The organism is Wenzhouxiangella sp. AB-CW3, assembly GCF_014725735.1.
In the GTDB taxonomy this organism is placed as follows: domain Bacteria; phylum Pseudomonadota; class Gammaproteobacteria; order Xanthomonadales; family Wenzhouxiangellaceae; genus Wenzhouxiangella.
In genome coordinates this window covers 1,106,213-1,130,933 of sequence record NZ_CP061368.1, presented here as the reverse complement: position 1 = coordinate 1,130,933, position 24,721 = coordinate 1,106,213, and the positions used below count along the sequence as shown (strand labels likewise).

The following is a 24,721-nucleotide window of genomic DNA, read 5'->3' as shown; positions in this document are numbered from 1 at the left end:
CTCAATCGGCAATCCTTGGACAATAACGCTCTCATTTTTCTGCTGCCCATCGCCGTCTACCTGGGCGCGGCCATCGACCTGGTGATGGCGGAGCTGCGCGACCGGCACCGTTTTCGGCACACCGGGCTGATACTGGCGGCGCTGGCGGTTGTGCTGCATGCCATTGCCGTGGCCCACGCCGTGGGTACGGCGCCGGGCTGGGATGTGAATTTCATCAACATGCTCTCGCTGGTCGCACTGCTGATCGTGGCCACGCTGCTGATCACCAGCCTGCCGACCCGGTCGTTCGAGGCCGGCATCATCGCGCTGCCAGGCGCGGCGCTGTGCGTCAGCCTGCAGTGGCTGGCACCGGCCGAGCCGCTGATCCTCGATGCGCTGTCGACGACCACCCGCCTGCATATCGTCAGCTCGCTGATGGCTTTCAGCCTGCTGTCGATCGCGGCGATCAATGCCATACTGCTGGCCGCCCAGGATTACGCACTCAGACACCCGCCACTGGTCCGGCGGCTGGAGTTTCTGCCGCCGCTGGCGGTCATCGAGACGATCATGTTCCGGCTGATCGTTGCCGGATGGGCCCTGCTGACTCTCGGGCTGATCAGCGGCATGGTGTTTGTCGATAACCTGTTTGCCCAGCACCTGGTGCACAAGACCACGCTGTCCCTGCTCTCCTGGGTGCTTTTCGGGGCATTGCTGGCCGGTCGCCACTGGCTGGGCTGGCGCGGCAGACGGGCCGTTCGCTGGACGCTGGTGGCCATGTTCGTCCTGGCACTGGGCTACTTCGGATCCAAGCTGGTACTTGAGGTCTTCCTGGATCGCAGCTGGATGATCTCGGCCGGGGCCTGAGAGCGACCTGCCATGGCCCAGCTTCCCCTGACGACGCTGTTCATTCTGCTGGCCGTTCTGGTGGTGTTGTCGGCATTCTTCTCCAGCTCCGAGACCGGGCTGGTGGCGCTCAACCGCTATCGGCTGCGGCACCAGGTCGGCAAGGGCCACCGGGGTGCGCGCCTGGCCCAGCGCCTGCTGGCCAAGCCCGACCGCATGTTCGGCCTGATTCTGCTGGGCAACAACCTGATCAATATCCTGGCCGCATCCATCGCCACCGTGATTGCCTTGCGCCTGCTGGGCGAAGGCGGCATCTGGGTGTCTACGCTGGCCCTGACCCTGGTCATCCTGATCTTTGCCGAGGTGGCCCCCAAGACCCTGGCCGCGCTCTTCCCCGAGCGCATTGCCTACCCGGCCAGCTATGTTTTGACGCCGCTGCTCAGGGTGCTCTACCCGGCCGTGTGGCTGGTCAATCTCATGGCGGCAACCCTGCTTAGACCCTTCGGGGTCAAGAAGCAGGGGCTGCACCAGGATTCACTAAGCCGCGAAGAGTTGCGCACGCTGGTCAAGGAGGGCGGCCGGCAGATCTCGCTCGATCACCGGCAGATGCTGATCAACATCCTCGACCTCGAACATGGCACGGTCGACGATGTCATGGTGCCGCGACAAGACATCGTCGGCATCGATCTCGACGCCGACTGGGACGACATCATGCAGGCCCTGACCGGCAGCATCTACACGCGCATGCCGGTCTGGCGCGGCGACCTGGACCATATCGTCGGCCTGCTGCACATCCGCACCATCATCTCGCGCCTGATCCAGAACCGCCTCGACCGCGACGGCCTGCTCAAGGCAGTGCGCAGCCCCTACTTCGTCCCCGAAGGCACACCGTTGACCCAGCAGATGCTCGAATTTCAGAGCCGCGAACGGCGCCTGGCCCTGGTGGTCGACGAATACGGCGACATTCAGGGCCTGGTGACCCTGGACGACATCCTCGAAGAGATCGTCGGCGAATACACCACCGAAGGCGGCGGCCGTCAGAAGCTGATTCGCAAACTCGAAGACGGCGGCTGGATCATCGACGGCGGCGCCACGCTACGCATGCTCAACCGCCGCCTCGACTGGGAACTACCCACCAGCGGCGCCAAAACCGTCAACGGCCTGATCCTGGAGCACCTGGAATCGCTACCCGACGGCCGCACCAGCCTCAAAATCGGCAACCAGATCTTCACCATCGTCGACATGGTCGACAAACGAATCCGCAAGGTCAAAGTAAAAGAACTAACCCCCAACACCTAACACCTTCCCTCATCCCCCGTCATCCCGGCCGCAGCGCCGGGACCCCGCACGCCCGACATCGACACGACAGCCTTCGTTCAACCCCATGCCAGACCCGCCGTGCGAGATCCCGGATATCGCCTACGGCGATTCCGGGACGACAGGGAGAGGGCACATGCCCGCCACTCCTTCACACCTTCCCTCATCCCCCGTCATCCCGGCCGCAGCGCCGGGACCCCGCACGCCCGACATCGACACGACAGCCTTCGTTCAACCCCATGCCAGACCCGCCGTGCGAGATCCCGGATATCGCCTACGGCGATTCCGGGACGACAGGGAGAGGGCACATGCCCGCCACTCCTTCACACCTTCCCTCTTCCCCCGTCATCCCGGCCGCAGCGCCGGGACCCCGCACGCCCAGCATCGGCACGGCAGTCTTCGTTCAACCCCATGCCAGGCCCGCCGTGCGAGATCCCGGATATCGCCTACGGCGACTCCGGGACGACAGGGAGAGGGCACACACCCGCCACTCCTTCACACCTTCCCTCTTCCCCCGTCATCCCGGCCACAGCGCCGGGACCCCGCACGCCCAGCATCGGCACGGCAGTCTTCGTTCAACCCCATGCCAGGCCCGCCGTGCGAGATCCCGGATATCGCCTACGGCGATTCCGGGACGACAGGGAGAGGGCACATGCCCGCCACTCCTTCACACCTTCCCTCTTCCCCCGTCATCCCGGCCGCAGCGCCGGGACCCCGCACGCCCAGCATCGGCACGGCAGTCTTCGTTCAACCCCATGCCAGGCCCACCGTGCCAGATCCCGGATATCGCCTACGGCGATTCCGGGACGACAGGGAGAGGGCACATGCCCGCCACTCCTTCACACCTTCCCTCATCCCCCGTCATCCCGGCCGCAGCGCCGGGACCCCGCACGCCCGACATCGACACGACAGCCTTCGTTCAACCCCATGCCAGACCCGCCGTGCGAGATCCCGGATATCGCCTACGGCGATTCCGGGACGACAGGGAGAGGGCACATGCCCGCCACTCCTTCACACCTTCCCTCATCCCCCGTCATCCCGGCCGCAGCGCCGGGACCCCGCACGCCCGACATCGACACGACAGCCTTCGTTCAACCCCATGCCAGACCCGCCGTGCGAGATCCCGGATATCGCCTACGGCGATTCCGGGACGACAGGGAGAGGGCACATGCCCGCCACTCCTTCACACTTCACACTTCACACTTCACACTTCACACTTCACACTTCACACTTCACACTTCACACTTCACACTTCACACCTAACACCTAACACCTAACACCTAAAACCAAGAACCCACCTTCAATCCTCCCCCTCCATCATCCCCGCCAACTGCGCCATCAACTGCGGCCAGTCCACCAGCCGCCGGTGACCGACAATGTCCAGGCGCGGCAGTGCCCGGCCCTGAACAATGTAAAAGCCACCGGACTCATGCGCTGCAATGCCATCGATGTGGCAGATGTTGTTGCTGAGCCGGCAGGCCAGTCCGGCCCGGCGGTAGGGAAACTCGTCGAACACACGCAGCACCGTGCCGGTAATCAGCGCCCCGCCGGCCCCGCCGAGGTTTGACAGGTTCTCCACGGCACGCTGGCTGATTCTGCGCCGTCGGGCATCGTCGTGCGTGAAGATTCGCGCATCCATGGCCACCGGCCGCCAGTCCAGCAGGCGCAGGTCGCGCATATGGCCCGAAAGCTGCCCTTCCATGTGTCCGAAATTGAATGCCCCGGTCAGCTCGGCCAGGTCCAGGCGTCTGAACTCGACCTGTGCCGCCATGGCCGGCAAGGTGCCGAATGGCCGTTCTATGGCCAGCTCATCCAGGCGTATCTCGCCGGAAAAGGCCTGGATATCGATGCCGCCGGTAAAGTTCAGTACTTCGTCGACATACCGCACGCCCGGGAAACGGCCTGACAACACGCCGCCGAACACCGGAAAGCCCAGCAGGCTTGTCAATTCGGCCAGTTCCAGCGGCTCGATTCGTGCATCGAGCTGCAACTCGCGTTCATCACTGTCGCCCTGCTCCCAAAGCAGTCGTTCCACCACCACCGCGCCGTCGAGCAGCGGCATCGACAGGGGTTCGACCAGCACAAGCTGCTCGTCATCACCGGCCAGGCGAAGCGACGACGCCCCGAACGGCAAGCCGTAGAGCGACATCGCGGCCCACTCCATGACAAGCGAGTGCCCGGAATCGTCGATGCGCGCATCAGCTGTCATCTCTTCGATAAAAAAACGGCCCTGCGGGTCGTCCACGGTCAGCGACTCGATCTGCGCATCCAGCCCGAACTGCCCCGGGGCCAGCTTCAGGTTGCCCGCAAGTCGCCCCGCGGCATCCAGTCCGGCCAGGCCGTGCGCGGACAGCGGACCATCCAGCCAGCGTTCCCAGGCCAGCGGAAAACGCAGCTCAACGATATCGAACTGAAGCTGATCCAGATTCCAGCCCGACTCACCCGCCGACAACTGCAACTGCCCCTCCAGGTGCACGGCATCGGGATCGTCGAGTCTGATCCTGCCGATCCGCCAGCGGCCCTCGTCAAACGTCATCCCCGCCAGTTCGATGCGCATCGTTTCATCCGGCGGGGGCAGGTAGAGCGAACCGACCAGCAGCTCACCGGCCGACACGTCCAGTTCCAGGTCGAGGACCGGCGGGGCCTGGTCGAGCATCAGCGCCAGGCCTACATTCAGGTCCAGCGCAAATCCAGCGGTATTGCCGTCTTCGCTGTCAAAACCCAGCCCTGCAACACGAAGGCCGCCGCCCAGCTGCCCGGGTTCGAAGTCCACCCGGCCCGACACCTGCCCTTCCAGCTCACGCAGTCCCTGACTGGCCAGGAACGCTTCGGGCAGTGCGCCGAGATCGAGACCATCCAGCACGACCGAGGCCGACAACAAGCCGGCATCGGCTGACCACTGCATGCTGGCGTCCAGCCATTGACCATCCAGGCTCAGACGCACCCCGTGTTGATCGCTATCCAACCCGAAGGCGGCCTGCCATTCCAGGTCCCAGGGGCCGTCAAGCCAGTGAATGCGACCATTGCGGCAGACCGGGCCGCCAACAACCACACGCCCGTCAAGACACTCCAGCCGGACCTGCCCCAAGGCACCGAAACCGGCCCACTCCAGCCCGCTGACCTGCAGCCACCACTTCCCGGATTCGGCTGCACCGGCCGGCACGTAACGCGTGCTGATTTCCTCCCAGGTCAGGTCTCCGGCACGACCCGGTCCACTTTCGATCACCAGCTCCGAGTACGCCTTGCTGCCTGCGGAGACCAGAAGCCACGTGATCAGCAGCACAGTGCTGCGCAATCCAGGCTTGCAAGCTGGCGCGCTCGGGCTATATTGGGGGCATGACATCGAAGCGCTCATCGACTTACTCAGTGGAAAACCTGAGTGTGCTGGCCGTCGACGACCACGAGATCAACCGGGAGTTTCTCAAGGCCGGTCTGGGTCGTTTTGTTGGCCGCATCACCCTGGCCCCCAGTGGGCACCGCGCCATCGAATTGTGCGCCGACCAGGACTTTGATGTCATTTTGATGGATCTGCACATGCCACAACTCGACGGACTGGCCACGGCCAACAGGATACGCGATCTCGAAACCCGCTCCGCGCACGCGCAGATTGTCGCACTGACCGCCGACGCCCGTCCGGAAGAACGCGTCCGACTGCTCGACGCCGGCTTCGATGACTACCTCAACAAGCCCATATCCATACCAACCCTGCTCAACGCCATCGAGGCCCTGTTCGACCCCTCGGCCGAACGCAACCCGCAGGAGGACCAGAAGATCGCACCCACCCAGTTGATCGATCGTGAGCGCGCCCTGGCCGCCTCCAACCACGACGTCGACCTGGCCACCCGCCTGCAGGACATGCTGGCCGCCGAACTGGACGAAAAACTCCCCGAGCTCGATGAGATGATTTCGCAGGGCGACTTCGAAACGGCCTCGAAGCTGCTGCACCAGTGGGCCGGTGCCGGCGGCTACGCCGGGGCCACACGCATGACCCAGGCCTGCCACATGCTGCGCCAGCGCCTGATCAGTAGCCTGGACAGTTCGCCGGGCACCACCTATCTCAACTTCCTGCGCGTGGCGCATGCAACACGCCAGTCACTCAAGCACATCTGAGCATTCAGGACATCAGGCGCTTCATCTCGCGCACCGCGGCATCCAGGCCGGTAAACACGGCACGCGACACGATGGCATGCCCGATATTGAGTTCGGCAATGCCGTCAATGGCGGCAACCGGCCCAACATTGTGGTAGTTCAGTCCATGCCCGGCATTGACCGTCAACCCCAGCCGACGACCGGCCTCCACGGCCGCGCGCAAACGCGATAGCTCATCAACGGCCACCCGCCCGCGGGCTTCGGCGTAAGCGCCGGTATGCAGTTCGACCACCGGGGCACCGCAGTCCACGGCAGCCTCCAGTTGCGCCGGATCGGCATCCACGAACAGGCTGACGCGCATGCCCGCCTCGCCCAGGCGCGCACAAGCCGCGGCAATGTTTTCGCGACCGGCGATTACGTCAAGTCCGCCTTCGGTGGTTAGTTCCTCGCGGCGTTCCGGCACCAGGCAGATATCTGTCGGGCGGATGCGTTCGGCAATGGCCAGCATCTCGTCGGTGACCGCCAGCTCCAGGTTCATGCGCGTGGCGATGGTTTCGGCCAGCAGGCGGACATCATCGTCCTGAATATGACGCCGGTCTTCGCGCAGGTGGATGGTGATGGCGTCCGCCCCGGCCTGCTCGGCCACCAGTGCGGCCTGCACCACCGAGGGATAATGCCCGCGTCGGGCCTGTCGCAGCGTGGCTACATGATCGATATTGACGCCCAGCAAGGGTGTGGTCATCAGACTGTCAACTCCGCTTTGGACTCGATGGTTTCTCGAACAGACGACGGCTTTCCAGCGGCCGTCCGGCCAGTTGATGATCGATCAACTGGCGCATCAGGCGTCTCGAATCGAGCGCACCCGCGGCGGACTCTTCGACCTGTCCGGCCAGGGCCAGAATGGTCTGCCCGGCATAGACGGCCTGTCCGTCGCGCTGGACCGGCAAGAATCCGGCCTCGGGGTCGAGATGATAGCGTGCCGAAGGGTCAATCGGCGACCCATCGTTCGCGTCATGCGTGAAATCCGGAGCCACTCCCAGCGCACCCAGCAATGCCAGCTCAAAGGTCCGCACGGCCGACGCCAGGGGCTGATCATTGCCCAGTTGCTCGATCAGCAATGCATAGGCCTCGAAGATTTCTGGTGAGGGATCGTCGCGGGCCAGCAGCTTCATGATCAGCTCGTTGGCATACAGCCCGCACCATAATGCCCGGCCGCTGAGCATGACACGATGGCCGGCCGGTTCCAGCCCGGTGAGTGTGCCCATCTCGCCGCGCCGGGTCCACCGCGCCGAAAGCAACGCAAAGGGCTCGGCCAGCCCGCGCCACGGCGACCTTGCCGAGCGCGCGGCCCGCGCCACCAGTCCGGTGCGCCCCTGTTCACGGCCAAAAAACTCGATCAGCAGGCTAGATTCACGCCATGGACGCCGGTGCAGCACCCATCCGAGCTGCGCCTGATCGGCGCTCATGAGGAATAACCGAACTCGTCGAGCGCTCCCTCGTCATCGACCCAGCCATCCCTGACCTTGACATGCAGCTCCAGGTGCACGCGCTCTCCCAGCAGCTCGGCAATCCGGTGACGCGCCCGGCTGCCCACGCGCTTGAGCACCTGCCCCTGGCGCCCGATGACCATGCCCTTGTGGCGGTTCGATGCCACCAGGATCAGACCCTTTATCTCCACTCGCCGGGCACTGCGGTCGAACTGTTCGATCTGCACCGTCAGTCCGTAGGGAATTTCCTGGTGCAGTTGCAGCATCAGTTGTTCGCGAATCATCTCAGCGGCTAGAAAGCGTTCCGAACGGTCGGTAAACAGTCCCGGCTCGAACACCGGCTCGCCCTCAGGCAAGGCACGGAACACCTCGTCGATCAGGTCGTCGAGTCCATCGCCACGTCGGGCCGACAGGTATACGACGGCATCGAAATCGACCTCCGCGGTCAACTCCGCGGTTTGCCCGAGCAGGACGGTTCGATCATCGAGCTGGTCGATCTTGTTGAAAGCGAGAATCTTCGGCCCATCCTGCTTCTTGACCAGGTCGAGCACCATGCGATCCTCGTCGGTCAGACGGCTGGCATCGAGCAGCATCACGGTGACATCGACGCCACGACGGGTATCGGAGGCAATGCGGTTGAGACGACGATTGAGCGCATGATCGCGGCGCCTGTGCAAGCCGGGCGTATCGACGAAGATCGCCTGACCCTGGTCGCGGTTGACGATGCCGGTGATCCGGTGGCGCGTGGTCTGTGCCTTGTGCGTCACGATGGCCAGATGCTCGCCCACCAGCGCGTTGAGCAACGTCGACTTGCCCACGTTGGGCCGGCCCAGCAGGGCCACATATCCGCATCGGCCGGTCATGATGGTTGGGTTCCGTTTGCCTCGTTCACTTGACTTCCTTCATCGGCCCGGCCGTCGAAATGTTCGACCAGGCGTTCGTGCATGATTCGGGCGGCGGCCTGCTCGGCCTTGCGCCGGCTGCCTGCCTCGGCGGTGACTGGCGCAATCAAATCCTGCGCCCGGCATTCGACTAGGAAACGCTTGGCATGATCGGCCCCTGACTCTTCGATGACCTGGTATTCCGGCAGAGCGTATCCTCGCGACTGCAGCAGCTCCTGAAGCCGGGTTTTCGGATCCTTGAGCGAATCGGCATCGGGCAGGGATTGCAGCCTGGGCTCGAACAATGTGCAGATCACCTGCCGGGCCGCATCGAAACCGCCATCGAGGTAAATGGCTCCGAGCAGCGCCTCGAACACATCGGCCAGTATCGAGTCACGCAGAAAGCCGCCGCTGCGAAGCTCGCCCGCACCCAGCCTGAGGTGCGGGCCCAGATCCAGTTCGCGTGCCAGCGAGGCCAGCGTGACATCACGCACCAGGCGGGAGCGAAGCCGGCTGAGATCACCTTCAGGAGCGTGTGGCCAGCGCCGATAGAGCTGCTCGGAAATGACCAGGCTGAGCAGGCTATCGCCGAGGAATTCAAGCCGCTCGTAGTGCCCCGGCCCGCAACTTCGGTGGGTCAGCGCACGTTCGAGCAGACCGGGGTCTCGAAACTGGTAGTCGATGCCGGGCAGGGCCCGCGGTCGGTCAGTCCTGGAGTCGTTCGACACGTTGAAACTTGACGATCGCATCGATGTTGGCGATCAGATGGGTCTCCACTTCGTACTCGACGACCATTTCCATACCGACATCGCCACGCTCAATGCTGACGTGATCGGCATCGACATGGTCCACGTAGCTGATGTTGAACCGGTCCATCAGCTGGCGGGTGATGGCCTGGGGCGTTTCACTCGCGATTCCGGACTGTTCGGCCACCGCCTTCATCTCGCTGACCACGGACATGTGGTTGAGATAGATGGGGACCAGCTTGATGCCGATGTAGGTAAAGAACAGCACCAGGACCAGCAGCCCCATGAAACCCGGCAGGCTCAGCCCGCGTTGTCTTTCGATTGCGGTCATTCCTTGCGTTCCCTCGCTGCTATCCCGGCATATTCAGTCTCTCGACCCCTTTTCACTGAATTCTATCACCAATTCTTCCCCAGTCCACACAGCCGCGCGAACAGTCCCAGTGCATCCAGATGCGCACGGCGCGGCCCACCAGGAGGTCCTCGGACACAAAGCCCCAGGCCCGGCTGTCGAGCGACTGGTCACGATTGTCTCCGAGCACAAAGTATTGCCCCTCGGGCACGGTCCAGGTGCGCGTTTCGACATCGGGACGATCAGGGTAGATGACGATATTGTGAGGCTCTTCTCCGAGGTGTTCCAGGCGCTTTTCCGGGCGCGTACCGGGTGGATTCCGGTTCAGGCCCTCGCCCACCCAGCGGCCTTCACTGTCCTGGGTGACCGGCTCGCCATTGATGAACAGCACCTTGTTGCGATAGGTCACGGTATCGCCGGGCAGGCCGATGATGCGCTTGATGTAGTTGATGCGCGGATCCACCGGGTAGCGGAACACGGCCACGTCACCGCGCTCCGGATCGCCGATCTCCATGAAACGGTGATTGCCAACCGGCAGCCTGAGCCCATAGGCATACTTGTTGACGACGATGAAATCGCCAATCCAGAGCGTCGGAATCATTGAGCCGGAAGGAATCTTGAACGGCTCGAACAGAAAGGACCGGAACAGCAGCACGATCAGCAGTATCGGAAACAGCGATCCGACCACCTCGACGGTCTTTTCAACCGGTTTTTCGGCCTCGGCCTGCCGGCGCTTGCGCCAGAAGCGCTCGATCACCCAGAACACGAAGGTGACCAGCGTCAGCACGGTCAGGATCAGGGCAAAATCCAGATTCATGATGCTTATTTCTCCTGGTCGGTTCGCAGCACGGCCAGAAACGCTTCCTGGGGAATGTCGATCTTGCCGACCTGCTTCATGCGCCGTTTACCGGCCTTCTGTTTTTCCAGCAACTTGCGCTTGCGCGTGATATCGCCGCCATAGCACTTGGCCGTGACATTCTTGCGGTAAGCCTTGACCGTGGACCGGGCAATGATGTGCGAGCCAATGGCCGCCTGGATGGCAATATCGAACATCTGCCGCGGTATCAGCTCGCGCATGCGTTCGGCCAGCTCGCGGCCACGCCTGTCGGCCGCCTCACGGTGCACGATGGTCGAAAGCGCATCCACCTTCTCGCCGTTGATCAACAAGTCAAGCCGCACGAAAGGCCCGGCCTGGTGACGGAGGAAATCATACTCGAAAGAGGCGAAGCCGCGACTGACCGACTTGAGCCGGTCGAAGAAATCCATCACCACTTCCGACATCGGCAGCTCGTAGGTCAGCTGGACCTGTCCGCCGATAAAGCGCATGTCGCGCTGGTGGCCCCGCTTTTCCTCGCACAGCCCGATGACCGGGCCGACATAGTCCTGCGGCACAAGAATATTGCCCAGAATCACCGGCTCGCGGATCTCGGCAATCTTGTTGACCGGCGGCATGCTCGCCGGGTTGTCCAGGGTGAGCACTTCGCCGTCAGTCAGTTCGACCTCGTAGATGACCGTCGGTGCGGTCGTGATCAAGTCGAGATCGTACTCGCGCTCGAGACGCTCCTGCACGATTTCCATGTGCAGCATGCCGAGAAACCCGCAGCGAAAGCCGAAGCCCAGGGCCACGGAGGTTTCGGGCTCGAACTGCAGCGAGGAATCATTGAGCTGCAGCTTGTCGAGTGCTTCGCGCAAATCGGGATAGTCGGATGAATCGACCGGAAAAATGCCGGCGAACACCCGTGGCTGCAGCGCCTTGAATCCCGGCAACGGCTTTTCGGCCGGCTCGCGGGCGGTGGTGATGGTGTCACCGACCGGTGCACCATGCACTTCCTTGATGCCGGCCGAAATGAAGCCGACCTGTCCGCAGTGCAGCGTCTTGCCGGGCGTGCGCTTGGGCGTGAAAATGCCGATCTGGTCGGCGCCGTATTCTTCACCGGTCGACATCACCCGGATCTTGTCGCCTTTATCCAGCCGCCCCTCCTTGATGCGCACCAGCGAGTTCACGCCCAGGTAGTTGTCGAACCAGGAGTCGACAATCAGCGCCTTGAGCGGGGCGTCGGAGCGGTCTTCCGGTGCCGGAATCCGGTCTACCAGGGCTTCCAGGATCTCGCGCACCCCGTCACCGGTCTTGGCACTGACCAGCAGGGCATCTGAGGCATCAATGCCGATGATGTCCTCGATCTGGTGCCTGACGCGCTCGGGATCGGCAGCCGGCAGGTCGATCTTGTTGATTACCGGAATGACTTCCAGGCCCTGCTCGACCGCCGTGTAGCAATTGGCAACACTCTGGGCCTCCACGCCCTGCGCGGCATCGACCACGAGCAATGCACCTTCGCAGGCGGCCAGTGAGCGCGACACCTCGTAAGAAAAATCTACATGCCCCGGTGTATCGATAAAATTGAGCTGGTAGATCTGCCCGTCGGCCGCCTGGAAATCCAGCGTCACACTCTGGGCCTTGATGGTAATCCCGCGCTCGCGTTCAAGATCCATCGAATCCAGCACCTGTGCGGCCATTTCCCGATCGGTCAGCCCGCCGCAGACCTGGATGAAACGATCGGCCAGGGTGGACTTTCCGTGATCGACATGCGCGATGATGGAAAAATTTCGGATTCGGCGGGTATCGGTCATAAGTTCACAATCGAAACGCCCCCGGCAGACCGGGGGCGTGTGGTCGGGACAACCTGAGTATATTAACCCAAGTGGGCCGCACGGCTGAGGCAGTCATGCTCGACCGTGCGGTGCGCCGGGCGGCGATCAGTCGCCCTGTCCTTCCGGCTGGTAGGCGATAAAGGCCGTGTTGCCGTCGGAGCGCTGGACCAGCAGCGCCACTGTCCGGCCTTCCGGCAGGGCATCGACAATGGCATTGAAGTCGTCCATGCCGCCAATGCGCTGGTTGTTGATCATGAGAATGAGCTGGCCGCTGCGCACGCCGGCACGATAGGCGTTGTCGCTTTCGACATCGCGAATCAGGACACCGCCTTCCGGATCGCCCATGCGACGACGCATCTCACTGCTGAGCGGTTCGACCACCAGGCCCAGGGCATTGGTCGGTTCAACCGGCCCCTCGTCGGCTGGCACGTCGACATCGTCTTCATCGAGCTCATGCAGACGGGTGGTCAGGGTCTTGCGCTCACCCCAGCGCCACACGACCAGCTCGACCTCCGAGTCCGGCCTCACCATGCCGACCATCGGCGGCAGGTCGCCACTGCGCTTGACCGGCAAACCATTGAATTCAATGATGATGTCGCCCACTTCCACACCGGCGGCCTCGGCTGCACTGTCGGGCTGCACCCGGCTGACCAGGGCGCCTATGGGCCGGTCCAGATCGGCTGCATCAGCATGGTCACGAGTCACCTCGCCGATTTCCACGCCCAGGTAACCACGGCGAACGCGGCCATGTTCCAGCAGCTGCTCGACCGAATTCATGGCCACTTCGACCGGAATGGAAAACGACAGGCCGATATTGCCGCCGTGCGAGCTGAGAATCCAGGAGTTGATACCCACCACGCTGCCATCGGTACGAATCAGCGGCCCACCGGAATTGCCCCGGTTGATGGCGACATCGGTCTGGATAAAGGGCACGTACTGCTGCTGCGCCCCCTGGGTTCTTCCCTTGGCGCTGACAATGCCGGCGGTGACCGACTGTTCGAACTGAAACGGTGAACCGATCGCGATGACCCACTCGCCGGGCTTGAGCGACTGGGTTTCTCCGAACTCCAGGGTCGGCAGGTCGGAGGCATCGATACGCAGCACCGCGATGTCGGTCTGGGCGTCCGAACCGACCAGTTCGGCCTCGAACTCGCGCCGATCGGCCAGGCGCACGATGATCTCGTCAGCACCTTCGATCACATGATGATTGGTGATCACCAGACCGTCATCATCGATGATGAAACCCGAACCGCCACCACGTCGATCAGGACGACCTCGCGGGCCCTGACCATGCGGATCGAAGAAGCGCCGGAACATCTCCGGCAGGTCTTCGGGCATGTCGCTGCGTTCTTCAGGCTGCTCGGACGGCCGTGAACCGAAGCGCGTGGTCTCGATATTGACCACCGCCGGAATCGAGTTCTCGACCAGGTCGGTGAAATCTTCACGTGCGCCATGGGCATCCTGCAAAGCGAATGCGACCAGGCAGACAGTGATGCTCAGGAATCTATTCAGCATGATTGCTCCGGAGTTCTGATTGGACTCGTCAAGTGGATGATCTGGAGGTGGTCGGTCGGCAAGACAATGGCTCGATAACCGGGCGCACCTGGCGTGGCAACAACACCTGGCCCAGTCGCCAGCCGGCCATTGCCAGAGCCAAGCCAAAAATCAGCGCCAGCAAGTCGCGCAACGGACCGCTGTCGACCAGAAAGTGAGCCGGCAACAGCCCGAACACGAAGCCGCTCAGCGGCAAACCATAGACCAGAGCGGCCGCCAGGGCCAGTGACCGGTTCGGCAACCCCACGCGCACCCAGTCGCCAACGGTTGCAAGCGGTTCGCCATGCACATCGATCTCAAGCCGCCGGCGCGGAAACAGGGCCGCGAACACACCGGCGCCACATCCCTGCCCCGACCGGCAGCGCTGACAGAAATCAGGCCGGTCGAAACCGAGGCGAAGGTGCCCTTCGCGGCTTGCCAGGACTTCGGCAACCTGCCAGGAATGCTCCTGCATCAATCGCCGGAAGGACCACTTTCCCCGCTTCCAAGCCGGAAGCGCTGACCGACATACTCAACCGTTTCAGCAGGGACTTCGCCGACCACGGTCAGCGAACGCCCACCGCTCTGGTCGGTGAACACGTGTACTGCACCCATGGCCTTGATGCGACTACCCGTTGATTCGGGCCCGGCCGGTTCGAGATAAATGGAAAAACTGGCCAGGCCGTCGCTGAACAGCAGATGTTCGAATTCTTCCCCGTTCTCGGCACGGCCCTGGCCGATGTTGGCCAGCTTGAAGCCCGGCGGCACACGGTCCTGGAAGGCTTCATGACGCCGGCCAGTGCCCACCCGGCCCTCGTTGTCGTCGAGCAGGGTGGTCAGGGTTCTCGGCGCCTCGGTCATCGCCGGGGCCAGCTCGGAATCGGAAATGGAGGCACCCAGTTCGATACTGGTAAAGGCAAGCTGCTGCAGCTGGCGGCCTTCGGGGTCAGTCAGTGCATAACGCAACAGCATGCCGGTGCTTTCCTCGAGCCATAGCCGGTAACCATATCGATACTGGTCTCGCGGATCGATACTGATCCTCCGGGTCATCATGCCGGCCACCCGGTCCTGCCCTTCCAGACTCATGTTGTAAGCCGACTCCGGACTGGTCAGGCGATTGACCGGCAGATGGGGCAGCAGGCGACCGGCCAGCTGGCTTTCCATCACCTGGGGCTCGTCACCGGGCAACAGGCAGCGAACCTTGTTGCCATCACGCAGGACTTCTCGCGGTTCGCCATCGACAGCATAGATGCGCTCGCGCACGCCGTCTTCATCGGCCCGGTGAATGATCCGCAGGGTATCGACACGATCTTCGCGCACGTGAACCAGGGTGCCGCGGTAATCCAGCGTTTCGACCGCTCGGGCCATACGATCGAGCCAGTGCTGAACTTCCTCGTCGGCCTGCAGGGGGCCACTGATCAGGGCCGCGATCCACAGCGTGGTCAGGGCCGTGAGACCTCCATTGCGGAAGGAAGCTTTCATGATCTAGCGTCCCGTGGAGCCTGAGTCCCGAGCCGGCCTTTCATCTTCCGACGGTCGTGGCTGCAGGCGAATCTCCACGCCTTCGCTGCTCACGCCGGTCACGATGGGAACATATGAAACAAAGCCGGCGCCACCGGAGGCCTGATGATGCCTGAGCACATGTCCACTGATACGTTGGCGCTCGGCATCACTGCTGTCGGAAAAGCTCACCGGCACCGTTGAACTGACTGTGGAGCGCGCAAATGGCTGATCCAGCGACGTGGACTGACTGACAAAACCGGGCTGTTCGGACTGGGACGTCTGATGATCGACCATGGTGGTGTTGATGCCGACGATGGCCACCAGGGCCACGCTGGCGGCAATGGCGCCACCGGCCACCGGCTTCAGCCAGGTTCGCAGGCGGCTGTTGCTCGCACCAGGTACGGGCTCATCGGCCAGCGCCTCGGCCACTCGTTGCGACAGGTCGGAACCCCCCTGGAATTCACCGTGCAAGCAAGCTCGAACCGTGTGGAAGCGTTGCCAGGCAGACTGCATATCGGAGTCGTCGCCGATGCGCCGCAGCAGAAACTTTTGCGCACCGCGTTCGAGTTCCCCGTCCATCAGGCTGGAGAGGTGTTCCCGGTTCGATTCACTCATCGTTTGTCGTCCGTATTCATTGATTGTCGAGAAGGGGGCGGAGGCGAGCGTCAATGGCCTCTCTGGCCCGAAAAATCCTTGATCGCACGGTGCCGATCGGGCAATCCATGGTCGTTGCAATCTCTTCGTAGCTCATGCCTTCCATTTCCCGAAGCGTGATGGCCACGCGCAGATCCTCGGGCAGGTCGGCAATCGCCTCGTTGATGGTGCGTTCGATTTCCTGTCGAAGCAGCTCATGCTCGGGCGAATCCTGTTCCTTCAGACGCGTATCAACCTGAAATTGTTCCGCGTCCTGGGCATCGACATCCGAAAGCGGCGGACGGCGGCCCTGAGCGACCAGGTGATTCTTGGCCGTGTTGATGGCGATCCGGTAGATCCAGGTGTAGAACGCGCTGTCGCCGCGAAACCGTGGCAAGGCCCGGTAAGCCTTGATAAAGGCTTCCTGGGCCACGTCCATGGCCTCGGCGTGATCAGAGACATAGCGTGAAATCAGGCTGATGATCTTGTGCTGGTATTTCGAGACCAGCAAGTCAAAGGCCTTCTTGTCTCCTTTCTGTACACGCTCTACCAGCGCTTGATCAACTTCCCGTTCGCCCATCTGGGCCGTCCTCGGCTTTCTTGGCAGACGGCCGGGCACCTGGTCAACTGACCACAGCCCGGCCGGATAGTTTCGATAACCCCGGCTATTGCCGACCATTGCGGACACATAATCCCGGAGCATCTTGCGTCCGGGGCATCGCCGGGTTGACTCGTTTGCGCTCAAGGGTACACAAACCGGCCGGCCGCCTTCATGGCGGCGGGTTCAGCCGGGGAAACACCCTCGATTCCTGCCGGCAAGAATATCATGCTGCGCTCTGACTCGCGCCGCCATCGGTGCGATAATGGTCTGTTTCCAAATAAAGCCCAATTCGAGAGGAACACCAGTACCATGAGCACACACAGCGACCTTCTCAAGCGCCTCGGACTCAACGACATCAACCCCGGCGTCTGCTTCGGCCCGGGCCAGTGGTCCGAGATCCGCGATGACCGGCTGATCGAATCGATCAATCCCACCGACGGCTCGGTGATTGCGAAAGTCAGCGCCGCGACACAGGCCGAATACGAAAAGGTTATCCAGACCGCGCAGGAAGCCGCCGATGCCTGGCGCATGATCCCCGCACCCGAACGCGGCAATGCCGTGCGCCTGGCCAATGATGCACTGAGGGATTACAAGGACGCACTCGGCTCGCTGGTGTCGCTGGAGATGGGTAAGATCAAGCCCGAGGGCGACGGCGAAGTTCAGGAAATGATCGATATCGGCGATTTCGCCCTTGGCCAGTCGCGCATGCTCTACGGCAACACCATGCATTCCGAACGACCCGGGCACCGCATGTACGAACAGTGGCATCCGCTCGGCGTGGTCGGGGTGGTTACCGCCTTCAACTTTCCCGTCGCCGTCTATGCCTGGAACGCCTTCATCTCGGCCATCTGCGGCAATGCCACCGTGTGGAAGCCCAGCCCCAAGGGCGTGTTGTGCTGTGCGGCGGTACAGAACATCATCAACGAGGCGCTGGCCGATACCGACTATCCGCCGGTGTTCACATCCTTCATGGAAGACGGCCACGAACTGGCCGAGCGCTTCATCGACGACGAGCGCGTGGCCCTGATGTCGTTTACCGGATCCAGCCAGGTCGGTCGCATGGTCGGTGAACGCGTTGCCAAGCGCATGGGCAAAAGCCTGCTGGAGCTGGGCGGCAACAATGCCATCATTCTTGACGAGACTGCCGACCTGGACCTGGCCGTGCCGGCGATTGTCTTCGGTGCCGTCGGCACCGCCGGTCAGCGCTGCACCACCACGCGGCGACTGATCGTGCACGAATCAATCGAAGAAAAGGTCACCGAAGCGCTGGTCAAGGCCTACGGGCAGGTACGCATCGGCGACCCGCTGGATGAGGACACCTTGATGGGCCCGCTGACCGACGAAAGCGCCGTCGAGCGTTTCGAACAGGCAGTCGAACGGGCACAGGCAGCCGGCGGCAAGGTACTGACCGGCGGCAAGCGCATCGACCGCGAAGGCTTTTTCGTCGAACCGACCATCATCAAGGCCGAGAACGAATGGGACATCGTGCAGGAGGAAACCTTCGCGCCCATCCTGTACGTGATCTCCTACAAGACCCTGGAAGAGGCGATGGAAAAGCACAACAACGTGCGCCAGGGCCTGTCGTCTGCCATCTTCACCACCGACCTGCGCAATGCCGAGTTCTTCCTTTCACACAAGGGTTCGGACACCGGCATTGCCAACGTCAACATCGGCACCTCGGGCGCCGAGATCGGCGGTGCCTTCGGTGGCGAGAAGGAAACCGGCGGCGGACGCGAGTCCGGCTCGGATTCCTGGAAGGCCTACATGCGCCGCCAGACCAACACCATCAACTGGTCGCGCGAAATGCCGCTGGCCCAGGGCATCAAGTTCGACCTTTAGAGGTACGAGGTACGAGGTTCGAGGTCCTAGGTACGAGGAAATCCACACCACTGAACACCTCGAACCTAGAGCCTCGAACCCAGAACCTTATGTATACCTGGCTGAGAAACGGACTCTTTCTTCTCCCCCCGGAGATGGCGCACGATGTCGCGCTGAATGCGCTGTCGGCGGGCCGCTTCGTTGGCCTGCCGCGGTTGGTGGGTGGTTGTCCGCGTTCGGCGCCTGTTGAGCTGATGGGACTGAGCTTTCCCAACCCGGTCGGGCTGGCGGCCGGGCTGGACAAGAACGGGGACCATATCTATGCACTCGGCCAGCTCGGCTTCGGCTTTGTCGAAGTCGGCACGGTCACGCCCAGGCCCCAGCCGGGCAACCCGAAGCCGCGCATGTTCCGGCTGCCCGAACACCAGGCGCTGATCAATCGCCTGGGCTTCAACAACAAGGGAGTCGACCATCTGGTCGATCGATTGAAGTCCACCCGCTACGACGGAATTATCGGCGCCAATATCGGCAAACAGAAGGACACGCCGGTGGACGAGGCAGCGGCGGATTACCGCTTCTGCCTGGAAAAGGTTCACCCGCACTGCCACTACATCACGGTCAACATCTCCTCGCCCAATACCGCCAACCTGCGCGAACTGCAGGACACCGGGCACCTGCGCGAGTTTCTCGACGAACTGGTCCGCGCACGCAACAGCCTGGACGAGTCAAATGAAACCTGCCGCCCCTTGCTGATCAAGATCGCCCCGGACTGGGAACCGGCCGCGCTGACCGCGTCCCTGGAAGTGATAGCCACCTCGGGCATCGATGGACTGATCACCACCAACACCACGCTGGACCGAACCCGGGTGGCCGGCCATGCCCACGCCGACGAAGCCGGAGGACTCAGTGGGGCGCCGGTCAAATCCCTGGCCGATGCCACGCTCAGGCGTGCACGCGAAGTCCTGGGTACCGACTTCCCCATCATTGGCCTGGGCGGCATAACCCGTGGCGAGGATGCCGCGGACAAGCGGCGCTGCGGTGCCGATCTGGTCCAGATCTACACCGGCTTCATCTACCAGGGCCCGAGGCTGGTCCATGACTGCATTCGCGCCTGGCAGACTGTCGATGAAGACACCGCCGCCTGAAATCATCACCGACGCCGACATCACGGCACTGAGCAGTTTCCGACTGCCGGCCCGCGCCAGGGAACTGATCCTTCTGAACCACCCCGACCAGCTTGGCCAAATGCCACCCACCGAGCTTCGGGAGCTGATGCTCGGCGGAGGCTCCAATACCGTGTTCATCGGTGACTGGCCCGGCCGGATTCTGCTCAACCGCTTGTCAGGCGTGAGTTTCGAGCCCGTAGACGACGAACAGGTGCTGGTCACGGCCGCAGGCGGGGAAAACTGGCACCGGCTGGTCGTCCGCTGCATCCGGCGCGGGCTGCACGGGCTGGAGAACCTGATCATGATTCCCGGCTCGGTAGGTGCGGCGCCCATGCAGAACATCGGTGCCTACGGCATCGAACTGGCCGAGGTTTTCGAACGGCTCAGGGCCTGGGATCGCCAGACCGGTCGGATGCGAACCTTCGAACGCGAGGACTGCGCGTTCGCCTATCGCGACAGCTATTTCAAATCCATTGCTCCCGAACGCTTCCTGATCACTTCGGTCACGGTCCGGGTGTCGCGCCGCTTCCAGCCACAGACCGGGTATGCCAGTCTCAAGAATGCCATGGACGCAGCCGGCATTCGCCAGCCCACGCCGGAACAACTGGCCGCACACGTCATGCGACTGCGGCGCCACCGCCTGCCCGATCCGGCACGGATGCCCAACGCCGGCAGCTTTTTCAAGAATCCCGTGCTGGAGGCGAATCACGCCGAGCAGGTGCTACGTGACCACCCCGACCTGCCCCACTGGCCCATGCCTGACGGGGACATCAAACTCGGCGCCGGCGCCATGATCGAGCGCCTGGGGTGGAAAGGCCGGTCGGTCGGCGATGCCGCCGTCTATGACCGCCATGCACTGGTCCTGGTCAACCGCGGCCAGGCCAAGGCAAGCGACCTCAAGACACTGATCCAGGCCATCATCGATTCCGTGCAACAGACCTATGGTCTCCGACTGGAACCCGAACCCCGACTCATGGGCCCGCAAACATCTTAGACTTGTCAAAGCGAAACTCACTTCGAAGAGAGCGTCAAACCACCATGACTCCCACAGATTTTGTCAACCGACTCCGCCAGACCCGCGCTTCGGCCATCCTCAGAACCGATTCGGCCGAAGCGGCCATCGGCGCCATGGAGGCGGCGGTGCGCGGTGGATTCACCATCTGCGAGTTCACCCTGACCATCCCCGATGTCTACGATCTCATCGGTGAATTTTCACGGCGCCACCCGGATGTCATCGTTGGCGCCGGTACCGTGCTGGAAGTCGACGAGGCCCGGCGGGCGGTCGAGGCCGGTGCCCGCTTCCTGGTTTCGCCCGTCGTCGACGAGGCCGTCATTGGTGCCGCCACAGAGCTTGACGTGGCCGCCATGCCGGGCACACACACACCCACCGAAATGCTGCGCGCGCATCGCGCCGGCGCACCGCTTCAAAAGCTGTTTCCAGCCCCCGGAATCGGCCCTGATTTCGTCAAGGCCTGCCTGGGGCCCATGCCCTTCCTCAACATCGTGCCCACCCACGGCGTGACCCGGGACAATGCCAGCAAATGGCTGGAAGCCGGCGCCCTGGCCGTGGGCTATGTCGCCCCTCTGTTCGACCCGGAACTCGTCCTTGCCCACGATTTCGATGCCCTTGAGCAACGAGCCCGGGAGCTGCTGGGAGCGCTTTGATCACTCCGGATGAACTGATGCGCCGGTCCCCGGCGCATCAGCCAATCTCAGCCACCTTCCGCCTCGTCCTTGCTTTCATGGCGAGTACCAGCCGGATGCTCGGGTGGTGCGTACACAGTGTAGAGTTTCAGCGGCCGAGTCCCGGTATTGATGAAGTTGTGCTCGACCCCGGCATGAACGAAGACCAGATCGTTGGTTCCCACTTCACGCACCTGGCCATCGAGCACGGCCTGGCCGTTGCCTTCGACGAAGACCAGGATCTGGTCATGATCATCGTGCACCTCCGAGCCAATCTCCTCGCCAGGCCTGATACTCATCAGCACGACCTGGCACTCCTTGCCGGTCATCACCTCATCGCGAAAGGCATCATTGTTCATTGCCTCCCGAACTATGGGAACGATGGACTGATCGACTTTACTCATGGACTTTCTCCTTCGAAAACACTCTTCCTCGGCCATCAGTGCTTGCTCATTTCTCCCCGGGCAACAGCCACGATGGTCCGGCCGGCGACAAGCAGAATCACCGCGGTAGTCAATGCCACCAATCCAATCTGAATTGCCCCCGGCTCCAAACCGTACTGCTCGACAAACGCCAGACTGGACACGGTGAACGCCGCCAATGGAAAGGTATAGGCCCACCAGGACGGGAAAAAGGGCAGACGGAAAAACCGCGGTAGCTGTGGGAGCAGCACAAGAAATGTAAGCAGCGCAACGGCGTAGAAGAAATAGCCCGGCCCGTTGAGCTCACCGGCGATCTGGAGCCAGGACAGAAAGGCCACCGAGGGGGGCGCCAGCATCACTACCAGCGTTGGCTGCATGGGGGGCTGCATGGGAGGCTTGGTGACCAGTCGGTAGAACACCATCGTGCCCAGAATGACCCAGAAAAACAGACCGATACTCATGAAAAACCAGGCCACCAACTCCTGCCCGGAAGGTATCGCGGCCAGCGGCACCAGCACATTGCCAACCGCCGGTATGAACCAGGCAGGGTTGATCGAATCCGCCGGACGCTCGGCCTCGAACCAGACATTGACGATGACAATGGTCAGAATCAGCTGCAGCAATGCACCGGCCTGCCACAGCCCGTCGGACACTGGCCCCAGCCAGGGTCTGGACAGTATGCCCAGCAGAATGAGGTTGATCGAAAGTGTCGGCAGAAAATTGATGCGCACCGGGTGGGCCAGCTCCACCATGACCCTGGAACGATAGCGAACCGACTTGCAGACATAAAGCGCCAGCAAAACGACAAAGACCACGGCGGCCGCCACCGTGGCCGCAACCGACACCACCGGCGCCAGCCCCCAGGCCTCCTCCGCTGCACGCCAGACCAGCCCGAGCCCGGCAATCCCCATGACCGAGGCAAACAACGGCAGCGGCACATGGGCACAGAGAGGTTCGGAACGGGATTCAGTCATGGGCCTGGGCATCCTGATGCTGGATAAAACCGTTATTATAAGCCCTATCTAATATTGCATGTGCGCATCCGCTGTATCTGTCGGACAGGAACCCACTCGCCAAAGGATGCCGCCTCCACTTCACACTTCACACTTCACACTTCAAACCCCACCCTCCCCGTCGTCCCGGCCGAAGAGCCGGGACCTCGCACGCCCAGCATCTGCAAGGCAGCCCTTGTTCAACCCCATGCCACGACCACCGTGCGGGGTCCCGGATATCGCCTGCGGCGATTCCGGGGCGACAGGATCCAAAACGGACTTGACAGAAGCACCCCCCTTCTCCATAATGCCTCGCTTTGCGACGCGCCCGTAGCTCAGCTGGATAGAGTACCTGGCTACGAACCAGGCGGTCGGAGGTTCGAATCCTTCCGGGCGCGCCAATTTCAGATTAAGCCCTGTCACCTTGACGGGGCTTTTTCGTATCCAGCGACTCAATTCGAACCTCCGACAATAACAATCAGGTTCGCATTGTGCGCGTCAGCGCACAATCGCTGGAGCGAAGCGACAGCCCGAAGGGCAAGCCCGCGACAGCGGGCGCAGCAATCCTTCCGGGCGCGCCAAATTTAGAAAAGCCCCGTCACCCCAGACGGGGCTTTTTCGTATCCAGCGGCTCAATTCGAACCTCCGACAATAACAATCAGGTTCGAATTGTGCGCGTCAGCGCACAATCGCTGGAGCGAAGCGACAGCCCGAAGGGCAAGCCCGCGACAGCGGGCGCAGCATTCCCCTTTTTACTCGTCTCCGAGGTGAAGGCCCAGCCTTGGCAGCAGGATTCGGTGAAAGAAAAGAATCACCGCAGTCACCAGCAAAGCCCCGAAAAACACGCCCAGGGCGCCACGAATATCGTGCATCAGCTCCGGAGCAAGCAGCAGGACCCCGGCCAGCGCCAGCATGATGATGCCGCCGATCAGCTTGAGGATGCGGCCATGCCGTTCCTCGAACCGATCCACCCGCAGCGTGGCCAGTGCGATAAAGAAGATGACCAGCTCGATGGCCAGGTAAATCAGAAGATAAAGTCCCAGCAGGAATGTGAAGTGGAGCCAGTCGACATCGTGGCTGGCCACGATGCCGCTCCAGATCACCGGAAACCCGGCCGTGCACGGCAGTTCGATGAAGGCGATTCCGGCAGCCATCAGAACCGTGGCCCCGATCAATGCGGTCACCGACCGGCCGCTGCGGATCAGGTCGCGCATGCGGCGGTAGATCCCCGGCTTGTGACGCTCGTCGATGGTGAACGACAGGCCGCGCTGAAACCAGAAGTAATCCTTGATGTTGACCAGGGCAAAAGTCAGCGCGAACACGGCCACTACAGGGTACAGCCAGCCCGACATGGCAACCAGGTTCATGGCGCCGAATACGCCGGTGATGAACAGGCCGTAGATCGAGGCGGTCACCGCCAGAAAGGTGAGCCCGACGATCAGGATACGTTTGCGCGAACCGGAATGGATCACCAGCGCCAGCAGGATCGTCAATACCCAGAGCGAGCAGGGGTTGAAGCCATCCACAAAGGCGATCAGGGCCGTCGACAGTGTCAGCGGCTGGACCATCAGGTCGATGGTGCCGACCAACGGCAGGTCGAAGGCAACCGGATCGCGAGCTCGCTCTCCAGGTTCGAACACCTGATCGGTTCGGGTGGAGTCCGGGCAATCGCCCTGTTCAAGGCAGTGCTCGACATGAGCGGTGATCTGCCGACGGATCAGGCCGCTGTCGCCCACCCAGGCGCGCCCGCCCACGAAGATGGCCGGTACCGAGTCGGCACTCTCCTGATGAGCCGCGGCCACAGCGCGGAAAAGCTGGCGGTGTTCGGCAACCTGCCTGACCTCGTAGTGTTGCACCACCAGACCGTCATGCGCCGCTTCCAGAGCATCGAGAAAGGGTTCCTGGGCCTGGCAATGTGGACAGATGTCGCTGTGAAAGACCAGCATCTGCAACTGGTCCTGCTCGCCGGCCATGAGTGGCCCGACGGCAAGCCAGGGCACAAGCGCCAGCCAAAGACTTCGGATCATGGA

The 24,721-nt window shown here is 62.5% G+C and carries 23 protein-coding genes and 1 tRNA gene; 8 read left to right on the top strand and 16 right to left on the bottom strand.

Features of this window, described 5'->3' with window-relative positions; all coding sequences use genetic code 11:
* Positions 1-15: 15 nt before the first annotated feature.
* Together IC757_RS04915 and IC757_RS04910 are read left to right on the top strand one after the other, a co-directional pair.
* Positions 16-843: an inner membrane protein YpjD gene (locus IC757_RS04915; protein ID WP_190976258.1), complete on the top strand. Its 828-nt coding sequence runs from the start codon at positions 16-18 to the stop codon at positions 841-843.
* 12 nt (positions 844-855) lie between these two features.
* Entirely contained in the window at positions 856-2,121 is a 1,266-nt protein-coding gene (locus tag IC757_RS04910) for an HlyC/CorC family transporter (RefSeq protein WP_190976257.1), read from the top strand.
* A 1,318-nt stretch (positions 2,122-3,439) separates the two neighbouring features.
* Here the strand turns inward: IC757_RS04910 and IC757_RS04905 are convergent.
* Positions 3,440-5,422: a hypothetical protein gene (locus IC757_RS04905; protein ID WP_190976256.1), complete on the bottom strand. Its 1,983-nt coding sequence runs from the start codon at positions 5,420-5,422 to the stop codon at positions 3,440-3,442.
* Between the two features lie 53 nt (positions 5,423-5,475).
* On the opposite strand from IC757_RS04905, the gene IC757_RS04900 reads away from it, so the two are divergent.
* Positions 5,476-6,249 carry a response regulator gene (locus IC757_RS04900; RefSeq protein WP_190976255.1) on the top strand — a complete coding sequence of 258 codons (774 nt, stop codon included), beginning with the start codon at positions 5,476-5,478 and terminating at the stop codon, positions 6,247-6,249.
* 4 nt (positions 6,250-6,253) lie between these two features.
* Here the strand turns inward: IC757_RS04900 and pdxJ are convergent, their stop codons facing one another.
* From pdxJ to rpoE, 12 genes are all read right to left on the bottom strand, one after another.
* A complete protein-coding gene (pdxJ, locus tag IC757_RS04895) occupies positions 6,254-6,970 on the bottom strand; it encodes a pyridoxine 5'-phosphate synthase (protein WP_190976254.1) in 717 nt (238 codons plus the stop codon).
* Positions 6,971-6,977: 7 nt separating this feature from the next.
* The gene (recO, locus tag IC757_RS04890) at positions 6,978-7,694 is read right to left on the bottom strand and encodes a DNA repair protein RecO (RefSeq protein WP_190976253.1); all 717 of its coding nucleotides are present in this window, start codon (positions 7,692-7,694) and stop codon (positions 6,978-6,980) included.
* The gene (gene era / locus IC757_RS04885) at positions 7,691-8,578 is read right to left on the bottom strand and encodes a GTPase Era (protein ID WP_190976252.1); all 888 of its coding nucleotides are present in this window, start codon (positions 8,576-8,578) and stop codon (positions 7,691-7,693) included. The genes recO and era overlap by 4 nt, the downstream gene beginning before the upstream one ends.
* Positions 8,575-9,324: a ribonuclease III gene (gene rnc, locus IC757_RS04880; protein ID WP_223846259.1), complete on the bottom strand. Its 750-nt coding sequence runs from the start codon at positions 9,322-9,324 to the stop codon at positions 8,575-8,577. Before rnc ends, era begins: the two co-directional genes overlap by 4 nt.
* Positions 9,302-9,673, bottom strand: coding sequence for a DUF4845 domain-containing protein (locus IC757_RS04875; RefSeq protein ID WP_190976250.1), 372 nt, complete (start codon positions 9,671-9,673; stop codon positions 9,302-9,304). The genes rnc and IC757_RS04875 overlap by 23 nt, the downstream gene beginning before the upstream one ends.
* Before the next feature lie 52 nt (positions 9,674-9,725).
* The gene (lepB, locus tag IC757_RS04870) at positions 9,726-10,508 is read right to left on the bottom strand and encodes a signal peptidase I (RefSeq protein WP_190976249.1); all 783 of its coding nucleotides are present in this window, start codon (positions 10,506-10,508) and stop codon (positions 9,726-9,728) included.
* 5 nt (positions 10,509-10,513) lie between these two features.
* Positions 10,514-12,319 carry a translation elongation factor 4 gene (gene lepA / locus IC757_RS04865; RefSeq protein WP_190976248.1) on the bottom strand — a complete coding sequence of 602 codons (1,806 nt, stop codon included), beginning with the start codon at positions 12,317-12,319 and terminating at the stop codon, positions 10,514-10,516.
* A gap of 126 nt (positions 12,320-12,445) precedes the next feature.
* Positions 12,446-13,855: a Do family serine endopeptidase gene (locus tag IC757_RS04860; protein ID WP_190976247.1), complete on the bottom strand. Its 1,410-nt coding sequence runs from the start codon at positions 13,853-13,855 to the stop codon at positions 12,446-12,448.
* A gap of 28 nt (positions 13,856-13,883) precedes the next feature.
* Positions 13,884-14,348 (bottom strand): SoxR reducing system RseC family protein, encoded by a 465-nt coding sequence (locus IC757_RS04855; RefSeq protein WP_190976246.1) that lies wholly within the window; start codon positions 14,346-14,348, stop codon positions 13,884-13,886.
* Complete coding sequence (locus IC757_RS04850) at positions 14,348-15,355, bottom strand: MucB/RseB C-terminal domain-containing protein (protein WP_190976245.1); 1,008 nt, start codon at positions 15,353-15,355, stop codon at positions 14,348-14,350. The genes IC757_RS04855 and IC757_RS04850 overlap by 1 nt, the downstream gene beginning before the upstream one ends.
* 3 nt (positions 15,356-15,358) lie before the next feature.
* On the bottom strand, positions 15,359-15,991 hold the full coding sequence (locus tag IC757_RS04845) for a sigma-E factor negative regulatory protein (protein WP_190976244.1): 633 nt from the start codon (positions 15,989-15,991) through the stop codon (positions 15,359-15,361).
* A 16-nt stretch (positions 15,992-16,007) separates the two neighbouring features.
* Positions 16,008-16,589 carry an RNA polymerase sigma factor RpoE gene (gene rpoE / locus IC757_RS04840; protein WP_190976942.1) on the bottom strand — a complete coding sequence of 194 codons (582 nt, stop codon included), beginning with the start codon at positions 16,587-16,589 and terminating at the stop codon, positions 16,008-16,010.
* Between the two features lie 330 nt (positions 16,590-16,919).
* Between rpoE and IC757_RS04835 the strand changes: the two genes are divergently transcribed.
* From IC757_RS04835 to IC757_RS04820, 4 genes are all read left to right on the top strand, one after another.
* Positions 16,920-18,449, top strand: coding sequence for an aldehyde dehydrogenase family protein (locus IC757_RS04835; protein WP_190976243.1), 1,530 nt, complete (start codon positions 16,920-16,922; stop codon positions 18,447-18,449).
* A gap of 89 nt (positions 18,450-18,538) precedes the next feature.
* Complete coding sequence (locus IC757_RS04830) at positions 18,539-19,573, top strand: quinone-dependent dihydroorotate dehydrogenase (protein WP_190976242.1); 1,035 nt, start codon at positions 18,539-18,541, stop codon at positions 19,571-19,573.
* Positions 19,554-20,588, top strand: a complete 1,035-nt coding sequence (gene murB, locus IC757_RS04825) for a UDP-N-acetylmuramate dehydrogenase (protein WP_190976241.1) — start codon at positions 19,554-19,556, stop codon at positions 20,586-20,588. The genes IC757_RS04830 and murB overlap by 20 nt, the downstream gene beginning before the upstream one ends.
* Before the next feature lie 44 nt (positions 20,589-20,632).
* Entirely contained in the window at positions 20,633-21,259 is a 627-nt protein-coding gene (locus IC757_RS04820; RefSeq protein WP_190976240.1) for a bifunctional 4-hydroxy-2-oxoglutarate aldolase/2-dehydro-3-deoxy-phosphogluconate aldolase, read from the top strand.
* Positions 21,260-21,306: 47 nt separating this feature from the next.
* Here IC757_RS04820 and IC757_RS04815 read toward each other — a convergent pair whose 3' ends face one another.
* Positions 21,307-21,681, bottom strand: a complete 375-nt coding sequence (locus IC757_RS04815; protein WP_223846258.1) for a cupin domain-containing protein — start codon at positions 21,679-21,681, stop codon at positions 21,307-21,309.
* 35 nt (positions 21,682-21,716) lie between these two features.
* The gene (locus tag IC757_RS04810; protein ID WP_190976239.1) at positions 21,717-22,673 is read right to left on the bottom strand and encodes an SLAC1 anion channel family protein; all 957 of its coding nucleotides are present in this window, start codon (positions 22,671-22,673) and stop codon (positions 21,717-21,719) included.
* 342 nt (positions 22,674-23,015) lie between these two features.
* On the opposite strand from IC757_RS04810, the gene IC757_RS04805 reads away from it, so the two are divergent.
* Positions 23,016-23,092 (top strand) — tRNA-Arg (locus IC757_RS04805).
* A gap of 351 nt (positions 23,093-23,443) precedes the next feature.
* On the opposite strand, the gene IC757_RS04800 is transcribed toward IC757_RS04805, so the two are convergent.
* Positions 23,444-24,718: a thioredoxin gene (locus tag IC757_RS04800; protein ID WP_223846257.1), complete on the bottom strand. Its 1,275-nt coding sequence runs from the start codon at positions 24,716-24,718 to the stop codon at positions 23,444-23,446.
* Positions 24,719-24,721 lie beyond the last annotated feature (3 nt).

Coding starts and splice junctions, on each gene's coding strand:
- IC757_RS04855 (WP_190976246.1), bottom strand. CDS start 14,348: ATGCAGGAGCATTCCTGGCAGGTTGCCGAAGTCCTGGCAAGCCGCGAA.
- murB (WP_190976241.1), top strand. CDS start 19,554: ATGAAGACACCGCCGCCTGAAATCATCACCGACGCCGACATCACGGCA.
- IC757_RS04910 (WP_190976257.1), top strand. CDS start 856: ATGGCCCAGCTTCCCCTGACGACGCTGTTCATTCTGCTGGCCGTTCTG.
- IC757_RS04875 (WP_190976250.1), bottom strand. CDS start 9,673: ATGACCGCAATCGAAAGACAACGCGGGCTGAGCCTGCCGGGTTTCATG.
- recO (WP_190976253.1), bottom strand. CDS start 7,694: ATGAGCGCCGATCAGGCGCAGCTCGGATGGGTGCTGCACCGGCGTCCA.
- era (WP_190976252.1), bottom strand. CDS start 8,578: ATGACCGGCCGATGCGGATATGTGGCCCTGCTGGGCCGGCCCAACGTG.
- pdxJ (WP_190976254.1), bottom strand. CDS start 6,970: ATGACCACACCCTTGCTGGGCGTCAATATCGATCATGTAGCCACGCTG.
- IC757_RS04815 (WP_223846258.1), bottom strand. CDS start 21,681: ATGAGTAAAGTCGATCAGTCCATCGTTCCCATAGTTCGGGAGGCAATG.
- IC757_RS04830 (WP_190976242.1), top strand. CDS start 18,539: ATGTATACCTGGCTGAGAAACGGACTCTTTCTTCTCCCCCCGGAGATG.
- IC757_RS04845 (WP_190976244.1), bottom strand. CDS start 15,991: ATGAGTGAATCGAACCGGGAACACCTCTCCAGCCTGATGGACGGGGAA.
- IC757_RS04850 (WP_190976245.1), bottom strand. CDS start 15,355: ATGAAAGCTTCCTTCCGCAATGGAGGTCTCACGGCCCTGACCACGCTG.
- IC757_RS04860 (WP_190976247.1), bottom strand. CDS start 13,855: ATGCTGAATAGATTCCTGAGCATCACTGTCTGCCTGGTCGCATTCGCT.
- lepB (WP_190976249.1), bottom strand. CDS start 10,508: ATGAATCTGGATTTTGCCCTGATCCTGACCGTGCTGACGCTGGTCACC.
- IC757_RS04835 (WP_190976243.1), top strand. CDS start 16,920: ATGAGCACACACAGCGACCTTCTCAAGCGCCTCGGACTCAACGACATC.
- IC757_RS04900 (WP_190976255.1), top strand. CDS start 5,476: ATGACATCGAAGCGCTCATCGACTTACTCAGTGGAAAACCTGAGTGTG.
- IC757_RS04800 (WP_223846257.1), bottom strand. CDS start 24,718: ATGATCCGAAGTCTTTGGCTGGCGCTTGTGCCCTGGCTTGCCGTCGGG.
- IC757_RS04810 (WP_190976239.1), bottom strand. CDS start 22,673: ATGACTGAATCCCGTTCCGAACCTCTCTGTGCCCATGTGCCGCTGCCG.
- rpoE (WP_190976942.1), bottom strand. CDS start 16,589: ATGGGCGAACGGGAAGTTGATCAAGCGCTGGTAGAGCGTGTACAGAAA.
- lepA (WP_190976248.1), bottom strand. CDS start 12,319: ATGACCGATACCCGCCGAATCCGAAATTTTTCCATCATCGCGCATGTC.
- IC757_RS04820 (WP_190976240.1), top strand. CDS start 20,633: ATGACTCCCACAGATTTTGTCAACCGACTCCGCCAGACCCGCGCTTCG.